This window comes from Tardiphaga sp. (assembly GCF_044340795.1).
Taxonomy (GTDB): Bacteria; Pseudomonadota; Alphaproteobacteria; order Rhizobiales; family Xanthobacteraceae; genus Tardiphaga.
In genome coordinates, this window is the sequence record NZ_JBIISY010000245.1 from 1 (window position 1) to 8,470 (window position 8,470).

9 protein-coding genes are annotated in these 8,470 nt (G+C 57.6%); 4 read left to right on the plus strand and 5 right to left on the minus strand.

What is annotated here, in order from left to right; translation table 11 throughout:
- Positions 1 to 627 precede the first annotated feature (627 nt).
- A complete protein-coding gene (locus tag ACIQ17_RS27190) occupies positions 628 to 2,607 on the minus strand; it encodes a putative bifunctional diguanylate cyclase/phosphodiesterase (RefSeq protein ID WP_398472453.1) in 1,980 nt (659 codons plus the stop codon).
- Positions 2,608 to 3,075: 468 nt separating this feature from the next.
- On the opposite strand from ACIQ17_RS27190, the gene ACIQ17_RS27195 reads away from it, so the two are divergent.
- Positions 3,076 to 3,204, plus strand: a complete 129-nt coding sequence (locus tag ACIQ17_RS27195; RefSeq protein WP_398472454.1) for a hypothetical protein — start codon at positions 3,076 to 3,078, stop codon at positions 3,202 to 3,204.
- A gap of 137 nt (positions 3,205 to 3,341) precedes the next feature.
- Here the strand turns inward: ACIQ17_RS27195 and ACIQ17_RS27200 are convergent, their stop codons facing one another.
- Positions 3,342 to 3,509, minus strand: coding sequence for a hypothetical protein (locus ACIQ17_RS27200; RefSeq protein WP_398472455.1), 168 nt, complete (start codon positions 3,507 to 3,509; stop codon positions 3,342 to 3,344).
- 26 nt (positions 3,510 to 3,535) lie between these two features.
- Positions 3,536 to 3,742, minus strand: coding sequence for a hypothetical protein (locus tag ACIQ17_RS27205; protein ID WP_398472456.1), 207 nt, complete (start codon positions 3,740 to 3,742; stop codon positions 3,536 to 3,538).
- Positions 3,743 to 3,998: 256 nt separating this feature from the next.
- Here ACIQ17_RS27205 and ACIQ17_RS27210 point away from each other — a divergent pair, with 256 nt between their 5' ends.
- Positions 3,999 to 4,220, plus strand: a complete 222-nt coding sequence (locus ACIQ17_RS27210; protein ID WP_398472457.1) for a hypothetical protein — start codon at positions 3,999 to 4,001, stop codon at positions 4,218 to 4,220.
- 89 nt (positions 4,221 to 4,309) lie between these two features.
- Here the strand turns inward: ACIQ17_RS27210 and ACIQ17_RS27215 are convergent, their stop codons facing one another.
- On the minus strand, positions 4,310 to 4,534 hold the full coding sequence (locus ACIQ17_RS27215) for a hypothetical protein (RefSeq protein ID WP_398472458.1): 225 nt from the start codon (positions 4,532 to 4,534) through the stop codon (positions 4,310 to 4,312).
- Positions 4,535 to 4,725: 191 nt separating this feature from the next.
- Between ACIQ17_RS27215 and ACIQ17_RS27220 the strand changes: the two genes are divergently transcribed.
- Together ACIQ17_RS27220 and ACIQ17_RS27225 are read left to right on the plus strand one after the other, a co-directional pair.
- The gene (locus tag ACIQ17_RS27220; RefSeq protein WP_398472460.1) at positions 4,726 to 5,430 is read left to right on the plus strand and encodes a Crp/Fnr family transcriptional regulator; all 705 of its coding nucleotides are present in this window, start codon (positions 4,726 to 4,728) and stop codon (positions 5,428 to 5,430) included.
- Between the two features lie 42 nt (positions 5,431 to 5,472).
- Positions 5,473 to 5,736, plus strand: coding sequence for a DUF6894 family protein (locus ACIQ17_RS27225; protein WP_398472462.1), 264 nt, complete (start codon positions 5,473 to 5,475; stop codon positions 5,734 to 5,736).
- 135 nt (positions 5,737 to 5,871) lie between these two features.
- Here the strand turns inward: ACIQ17_RS27225 and ACIQ17_RS27230 are convergent, their stop codons facing one another.
- Positions 5,872 to 6,606 carry an alpha/beta fold hydrolase gene (locus ACIQ17_RS27230; RefSeq protein WP_398472464.1) on the minus strand — a complete coding sequence of 245 codons (735 nt, stop codon included), beginning with the start codon at positions 6,604 to 6,606 and terminating at the stop codon, positions 5,872 to 5,874.
- Positions 6,607 to 8,470 lie beyond the last annotated feature (1,864 nt).

The window sequence follows — 8,470 nt, forward strand, 5'->3', positions numbered from 1 at the left end:
CGGGCAGCCCGGTTGATCCAAGCGCACCAAACGAGTGGGCGCGGCCTTTCAGGTAGATGCAGAGACGAAGACAGGCGGGTCCGTTGGCTCGTTCGTCGTAACGGCCTAAGAGGCTCTAGAGAAAATTAACAGTCTCGTTGATGGCGGGCAGTTTGACATCATGGTAAGGGACGACAACGGGACGTTATCGACCTCGACAGTTTGAAGGGCATGGCCAAGCGCTGACCCTACCCCCGTTTAATTCACCCGCGACGACAGTGACCAGTCCTTCGCTGTCTCGTCGTCGGCACCGCTATTAGGGCTCAACTCGTCAACTTCCAGATTTTGATACCCGTCAATCAGCACCGGTTCCTCCCGGCTCTTGTCCGTAAGCCGGCGTCGTCGGCGTGCTGAAATGCGGCTTCGTAGGTTTTGAGCCGCGGCTGATCTTGGACGCCCTGTCTGTCCGTAATCCACGCCGGGCGGCAGGGTTTCTCTCGGCGATTGCACGTCTCCTAGTTTCCATGCGCCGATCAAGGCATCCGAGCTCGAATTTCCGCTCATGGCTCGAACCGGTCGAATACTGGTCTTCCGTGGACCGATCTGCATGGATCGCTTGTTCATAACGTCCACCTACCGTAAAGCGTCCTATGCTGGGCGGGCGATCGCGCCTGTTACCCTTGGCGTCTCAACCCTCGATGGGCCGCCGTCCGTCAGATAATGACCGTCCAGCCACTGGCAAAGCTGTGCTTCGGGCAAGGGTTTGCTGAACAGGTAGCCTTGGAATGCTTGGCATCCGAGCTCATTCAACGCTTTGAGTTGATCGGATGTTTCAACTCCCTCGGCGATACACTTGATGTCCATTCTGTTGCAAAGTGCCACAATCGCAGCCAGCAAATTTTGCCCCCCATGTTCATGGACATCGGCCACGAAACTGCGATCAATTTTGACCTTGTGGACGTTCAGACGCCTCAGATAGCTCAGGCTTGACTGACCCGTTCCGAAATCGTCCAGCGCGATAGCGACTCCAAGCGCGCGTAGCAGTGTGAGAGACTCTTCCGCCGCATCGAAGTCCCGCATGACGGCCGTTTCGGTCAGCTCAAAAATGAGTTTCGCCGGCGCAATGCCCGACCGCCTGATAAGAGCGATCAAACCTAAAATGGTCTCGGAGCTCATCAGGTCGTGAGCGGAAAGGTTAAAGGACAACTTTACCTTCTCCGGCAGGCTGACCGCCAGCTGGAGCGCTTTCTCGAAGAGAATAAGCGTGAGGCGATGCACATTCCCGGTCTTCTCGGCGAGTGGGATGAAGATGTCAGGGCGGACGTTGCCAAGAACAGGGCTGTTCCAACGCGCCAGGGCCTCGACGGCGATAACGCGCTGGTTGTGGTCTACGATCGGCTGATAATGGACTTCCATCTCCGTCGATAGATTAGCGCTTTGCAGCGCCGCTTCGATGGCGCGGTCGGCACGCAATAGGGCCTCATGCCTAGCTGCATAGAGCGTTGCAAACCCCCGCCGGTCGGACTTGCCCTTGTAAAGGGCATAATCGGCTGCGTCGTAAAGTGAGTCTTCGTCTCCAACCGTGGAAAGAAGCGCAATGCCACAGGTCGCGCCGATGGAGACATTGGCGCCAGCGATAACATAGGGGGCCGAAATAGCCTCACAGACTGTATTGGCAAACGCTGTCGCTTTGCAGCCATCAGCCTCGATGCAGAATGCGAATTCATCCCCGCCCAGCCTGGCGACAAGGCCGTGCTCTGAAAACGCCTCCTTGAGGCGTTGAGCGACCGTCTGTAACAGCTGGTCGCCAAAAATATGACCCATCGTGTCGTTAACGGCCTTGAAGCGGTCGAGATCGATGAGGCCGACCGCGCATTCATGCCCGTTATAACGGGCGGCCGCACAGCGCTCCGCTAGCTCGGAAAAGAACAGCCGGCGATTGGGGAGCTGAGTGAGAGGGTCGGTATGCGCGATGGCTGTAATCTCGGCATTGAGCCGTTGCGTTTCGATGTTTGCGAGCACCGAGCTTCTGAAAGCTTGGTAACCGCTTAAGACCACCCGGATGAGAACGGCCGTCACCAGCGCGATGTTGATGCCGATGGCCGCATAGACAGCGTCTCCGAAGGAGAGATAGTAGTAGAGCGCCGGCATCATCACGATGGCCGTCACAGCAACGGCAGCCTGGGGCAGCGGCATCAGGCAAAAGATGCAACCAATTACTGTGATGGCGATGAAGATGGCGACGTGCGTTTGTTCGTGGTCGCCGCCAAACTGACTGAGCCCTAGCGACCAGCTGATGTAAGCAGCGGCAAGCAGCGAACCCAGCAGAATGGTGCGGCGTAATTGTCGCAAAGCCGTGGGCGCGTCGATGACCCCGCTCCGTTTGAGCCAGCTCGACATGCGGACAACGCTGACCAACACTAGGACACCCGGAATCCAGATCGTCATCCAGTGCGGTGCGTGCTCAAGATGTGTGAAGGCAACGGCCAGCGCGTTCAAGCTCAATAGCGCGTAGAGCAGGGGGATCTGATGCTTCAGCTCTTGATATTTGGCAACGAGCAGCTGGGGGCTCGCGTCACGCAGCAGCAGCCAGTTTACGAAAGATCGCAAAGAAAGAAACGTCGCCATGGTCCAGGTTCGCTCGCCCCTTTCTGAGGTTGCGGTAGGTTCGAATCACATTCAGTGATCGTGTGCGACGTTGGACACGAATAACTGCCAGCGCGGCCCGCCTTAAAAAAGAGAAGCGGCTGCTTAGGTACACTGATGCGCGAGTGTTACTTAATCGTTCGCATTGTCATCAGAGTTTCAAATGTCCCGGCACAGCTAGCAGCTTCGAAACAACCTGAGATGGCGAGACCGTCAACAGGCCCGCGTTAATGCAGAGACGCTCGAATTTCAATCCGTTCGCGGCGGCCTTCACACAAAGACCGGTCTTATGGTGCACAGCAAATTCTCGCTGCTGCTCACCAGGGCGACCGCAGTCTTACCAAGTTGAAAGAAGCCGGTCGTCAAGCCGTGATAGAACTCAAGTCTGCGCACTAACCATTGGTGACCGAGAAAGCTCGCCTAATGGCGGGTCCAATAAAGGAAACAAAAATGACCGTGAAAGGACTTGTCGTCCAATGCAAGGCAAACGACTCCGCTGCTTGCGGATGCCTTTTACTGCAGGTCATCCCTGAGATGGAAATGGCGCTCGACAAGGCCTGCAAGGCGCTGCCCAAATAACTTGACTCGCATGAGTACCGGCGATTCATCGCCTCAAAGATGGTAGACCGGGTGAGTCCCGGGGAGCGAACATTCGCAAGAATGTTGGCGGCGGGAATGGCGGCAGTTGAGGAGCTGCGGCGACACCGGGAGCACGTTTAGGCCTCCGGGTCTTTAACGACCCTCAAGGTTGGCTTGGATTTCTGTCGCAAGAGCCGTTGCGACAAGTCGATGACGTTCTGCGGCCTGTCCTCGGCCTTGCCTAGAAGGGCTTCGACCAGGCGCACGGCGTCCTTGTCTGATGGATCGTCCTTCTTCCACCACATGGCTGCACCCTCCGTTGAGGAGTATGCTATTTCTTGTCAGCAAACGGCGGGTTAACCGCGGGCGCGTTGTCCTGCCTCAGTTGCGGCAGTTTCGTCACGGGATGGACCGTGATGCGATGATATCGCTCGGCCAGCTCCACGATCTCGCGGCGCCCCTCTGGCTCATTGATCTTCAAAAATGCTGCCAGTAGGCGAAGCGCCTCATCATCGGACGACTGACCGAAATTCCACATGCTTATGCCTCCTCCAGTCCGCCGCCGCTTAAGCGGTCTTCGCGGAAGCACGCAAAGTATGACTAACTCAATTATCTTCAAGCTGAATGTTTTTTAGCCAATGTCGGCCAGCGTGCAGACGGGTGCGGATTGTACGAGCCTGACGGCCCGAATCAGTTGAGGTGAAAAACGTACAAGGTCTAGAGACGATATTCTCTGTCAAAAACTAATTCTCAACTCCGACGTTGTAGGCCATCGTCGGCTGTGGAGATGAGTTATGCGTACCATCGTTCTGTGTGTCGGCTTCCTGTCTTTCGCCGGGTCGGCCGCGGCACAAACCATCCTTTCGCGTGAACCTCACACCCTGAACCCGTTCGCCGTGGTCTACGTCCAGGGCGGCAATTGCTCGGTCGGAAAGGTCATGAAGGTGACGGGGATGGATCGGCGTCAGCGGAAGCGGACCTGCGTCACTCTGGACACGGCGAGCGTCGCCCATTGAGCAATTTCGAGCGGTTTGCCCCCTTCGCGATCATGGGGGCGCTCATCGTGACGCTCATTGTTGTTGGGACGTACCTGGCGCAGCTCTAGTCAAAAGCGTCCGAATAGGGCCTTTTCGTCCAGCTCTCGGATCTGCGCCTTTAGCTGCCGCGTGCCGGCCAGTTTGATGCCGTGACGACGCGCGACCTTGGCCACCGAGGTTGTCTTGCGTTTCAAAGCCGCCGCCGCCCGAAGGATGGATGCCCCTTCGGCAGCCATCTGTTGAAGGCGAGCGATGTCCTGCTCGGTCCAGCTTCTGTTTGTGACGTGTGGCATGCCGCCTCCCTTTTCCGGGAGGTGAACCCATCCTGTAACCCCGGTCTGCACGGCGCCCGACATACAAATTTATTTGTTGGAAGGTGGAACCGGACCAGAAGACACCAATTTGACTCCGCAATACCAGCCACGGACCCCGGCCCGCTGGTGTGAGAGCCATTTGCTCCCGTCGGAAAACGCGGAGCTGGCGCATGCCTCAGCATCCTAATGCATTGCTTGCGCGCCTAGCAGAGCGCACATTCTGCAGCATTGAACCGCACTTAAAGACAATCCAGCTTAACAAAGGTGAGTGCGTAGCAGAACCGGGCCAGAAGCTTGGCAAAGGCTACTTCCCCCACAGTGGTGTACTCTCCTTTGTCGTAGATCTGCCGGGCGGCGGCGGAGCCGAAACAGGCGTCGTCGGCAGGGATGGCGTGTTCGGCGGCATCCAGGCGCTCGATCACGGCAAGTCGCTGAACCGCGTCAACGTGCAGATCCCAGGGGAATCATCCGTCATCCCGTTGCCACAGCTTACGAAGCTCCTTCTGGAGAATGATGAGTTCCGGAAGATAGTGATCTCCTATGAGCTTTATGCGTTCGCACGTACCCAGCAACATGTCGCGTGCAACGCACACCACAGTGTCCATCAGCGCCTGTGTAAGTGGCTGGTGCGCATGCATGACCTGGCGGGTGATGAGCTACCGCTTACTCAAGAGTTTATCGCCATTATGATCGGCGTTCGCAGGACGAGCGTGTCCGACGCGGCTAAAGCATTGCATCAAGAGGGAATGATCGATTACAGCCGCGGCCTGATACGCGTTAAATCAAAGGCGAAACTGGAAGAAGCTGCCTGTGAGTGCGTTGACCACATCCGCGGACATTACAGGGAAGCGTTTCAGCCTGACCAGGAAACTTAAAAGTGTCCAGTGCGTAGCTTTCAAAAGCGAAAGGCGACGCCGATGCCGCGATACTCCCTGAATATCGAATACGACGACGGCTCGACCCTCGCCGATGAGGACGGGGCAGAGTTCCCGGACATTAACGCCGCCATTGTGGAGGCTCGGAAGAGCCTAAAAGCGTTGGTTTGCGACACAATCGATACGGATGGCAACAGAGTGGCTACGTATATTCACATTGGCGACGGCAGTGGTATCAAACGGGGTGTGGTCTCGATTGGGACGGTTACGCCGGACTGCGTTAAGGCTGCGCTGAAGGCCGAGTAAGCGCATACACAGGGAGTACCTTTGCGTTGCCGTCGCGACGAGAAACCGGCAGAATCGCCGCGTCAATCATCCCCGTTATGGCCGGTTGACACCCGGCGTGTGCTGCCTCGGCAATGGCGCTGACATGGAAAGGTTTCAGGCGAACGCTCTGATGGCAGAGACGACTTCGCCCGGTGCGCTAAGATGCGGGCAATGGCCCGTAGCTTTGAGAACAGCGAGGGTGCTTCCCGGAATAGCGCCATGCACGTAGGCTCCGGCTTCCAAGGGGGCGATCGCATCTTCCGCGCACTGCAGAATCAGGGACGGGCGGCTAACAAGAGGCAAATCGGCGCGGCTGTCTGACGTAAAAGTCACACGCGCGAATTCCCGCGCAATGACCGGGTCCATACGGCAGAAGCTGTCGTTGAGCTCCTGCGCCAGGTGAGGGCGCTCCGGATTTCCCATGATGGCCGGAGCCATCGCGGCCGACCATTCGAAATAATGATTCTCGAGAAATTGCAGCAGCTCACCGATGCGCTTCTCCGAAAACCCTCCAAGATAACCGATGTCGTCGATGTAGCGGGCGGACGGCCCGATCAGGACGAGGCGACCGAACATTTTCGGAGCGGCGACGGAGGCGAGGACGGCAATCATGGCGCTGACCGAGTGTGCCACCAGAACGGCGTCTCGGAGCCCCAAGACGTCTCCGATCTCGATTAGGTCCGACGCATAGCCGGACAGGGACGCATACTTCTCGCTGCTGTAAGCCTTTGGATCTGATCTTCCGCATCCGACGTGGTCGAACAGGACAACCTTGAAATCTTCTTCGAACTGTGGCGCCACGAAGCGCCACATCTGTTGATCGCATCCGAAGCCATGGGCGAAGACCATTGCCGTGCTGCCCCGGCCGGACAGATGCACGTTGTTCCGACGTATCACCGCGGCCCGGCGATGACGTTCGGAAGCGAGATACTTCTGTCCCTGCTCCGCGATCCAGGCCGACGCCGCTTCTTCCGACACATACAGGCCGGATAGCTCGGTCCAGATGTCGGGCGCGCGCCGGTGTTCGACCACCCAGCCTCGCCCGGTTTCCGACGTTTTCACTCTCAGGACATCGCGCAAATTAGCCTCCAAACATGCTCGTGGGCTGACAAGTGAGAACCTGCGGGCGGTGGGGACGGGATCACAAGGGAAGCAAAAGTCGGAGGCGGCAACACAGGAGAATGCCAGCTAAGACGGTTACGACGCGGAGGTTCCATTTGGCAACCGGCGAGCCTAGGCCATGCCGGGCATGATGGCGAGGTATGAGCGAGAGCTTACGGATGGCCGCGATCACACGCGGGCCTCAAAACCGGATCGGTTGTTCATGCAGGTTCGCCGCAGCATCGCCGGTTTGGAGCGTGCGCCGGCACACCCCGCCGCGCCCCCGGAAGAGGTACCTGAGGGCTTCTATTCGCCACAGATTGTCGAGAAGGCCCTCGCAATCTATCGAAGTTACTCCAGTTTCATCTTCAAAGGCGCGGATAGGAAGGCGCCGCCGCGATGCGCATCGGGTTGGCCAAGGGGAATATACGGTTCGAGGACGTGCTATATTTCATCGCAAGCCTAATCCGAGACGGAAGATCCCCTGGGACAACTCTGCAATGCATCCTTGCAGGTTTTACATGTTCCCGCAGCAGGCGATGCGGCACGTATTCCTGTAATCCGCGGGCGCATTCTCGGCGCTGGCGGCGCGGGCGCAGTTCTTCCCGATCAAGACGGCGACCGAAACAGGAAGTAGGTTGAGCGCCAAAAAGTAATCACGGAGTTTGCTCCAAGTGCAAAGCAGACCTACGCGACGCTCCGTGTTTCGCATAACCTTCATTATGGAAAAAGCTCGCAATTAACAAGAGCTCGAGCCTGGGTCGCAGTCGCGATAGAGACGGGATTTGCCGATGCCGATCGCCAAGCAACAGACTGCTTCGTAGCTCAGAACCGTCAACCAATGTCCACCAACTCGTCAAGATACAAGCGTGGCGGCCGTTTGCGCAAAGCGAATCTTCGCGTTACTCCTGCAGTAGCCCATCGATTTCAAGCGCGTTTCGAAAGGCGACGTTGGCTGCTTCCTCATCAGCCGCGCTCATCCACGCCCACTCGAGCATTCGGCTGGCGATACGCCAATGGGGGCGGGACGTGTGATCGAGGCTTCGATGAAAGCAATCGCGTCCGCCGAGGACGTGATGCGCCGGAGACCGGCTGCCGTCGAAACCAGAAAAGGACCAAACATCGCAGATACCGCGTGATAATGATGCATGAATGGGGCGGCGCTCCGCCGTAGAAGCGAGGAGAGGTGAGCGCATATGGGTGCAAGCCAACCGCAATTCCATGTGCGCACTCGTCGCGCCTATACTCTCCGGACGCGGTTTTTTTATTCTCGAGCAGCAAATTGGGGGGGGCACTCAGCGCGAGCTTGTTTGTCTTATTGCGCGCAAGAACTGCGTGTCGGCGGTGGTTTGTACTGCTGAAATCGCGGCTCGTCCGGGAAGGTCTGCTGTCGGCTAAAGCAGAAGAACGCATTTGTCCGAAAGGCATATCGCGGCTGGTTGTCGGAGGGATATGGCCGGCGATGTTGGGCAAAAGTTTTTTGCGCTGACCTCTTGAAAACGCCCGGCCATTTTTTCTAAATATCGGATGTCGGATGCCTCAGGGTCCGACAAAGGCGGGCGCTGGTGGTGTCCGGCGTCTGCTCATACCCATCTTGCTCAACGGAGGATTT

Bases quoted from the DNA above. Each gene is read 5' to 3' on its own strand.
- ACIQ17_RS27225 (WP_398472462.1), top strand. From the start codon at position 5,473: ATGCCGCGATACTCCCTGAATATCGAATACGACGACGGCTCGACCCTC.
- ACIQ17_RS27200 (WP_398472455.1), bottom strand. From the start codon at position 3,509: ATGTGGTGGAAGAAGGACGATCCATCAGACAAGGACGCCGTGCGCCTG.
- ACIQ17_RS27195 (WP_398472454.1), top strand. From the start codon at position 3,076: ATGACCGTGAAAGGACTTGTCGTCCAATGCAAGGCAAACGACTCCGCT.
- ACIQ17_RS27190 (WP_398472453.1), bottom strand. From the start codon at position 2,607: ATGGCGACGTTTCTTTCTTTGCGATCTTTCGTAAACTGGCTGCTGCTG.
- ACIQ17_RS27215 (WP_398472458.1), bottom strand. From the start codon at position 4,534: ATGCCACACGTCACAAACAGAAGCTGGACCGAGCAGGACATCGCTCGC.
- ACIQ17_RS27205 (WP_398472456.1), bottom strand. From the start codon at position 3,742: ATGTGGAATTTCGGTCAGTCGTCCGATGATGAGGCGCTTCGCCTACTG.
- ACIQ17_RS27220 (WP_398472460.1), top strand. From the start codon at position 4,726: ATGCCTCAGCATCCTAATGCATTGCTTGCGCGCCTAGCAGAGCGCACA.
- ACIQ17_RS27230 (WP_398472464.1), bottom strand. From the start codon at position 6,606: ATGGTCTTCGCCCATGGCTTCGGATGCGATCAACAGATGTGGCGCTTC.
- ACIQ17_RS27210 (WP_398472457.1), top strand. From the start codon at position 3,999: ATGCGTACCATCGTTCTGTGTGTCGGCTTCCTGTCTTTCGCCGGGTCG.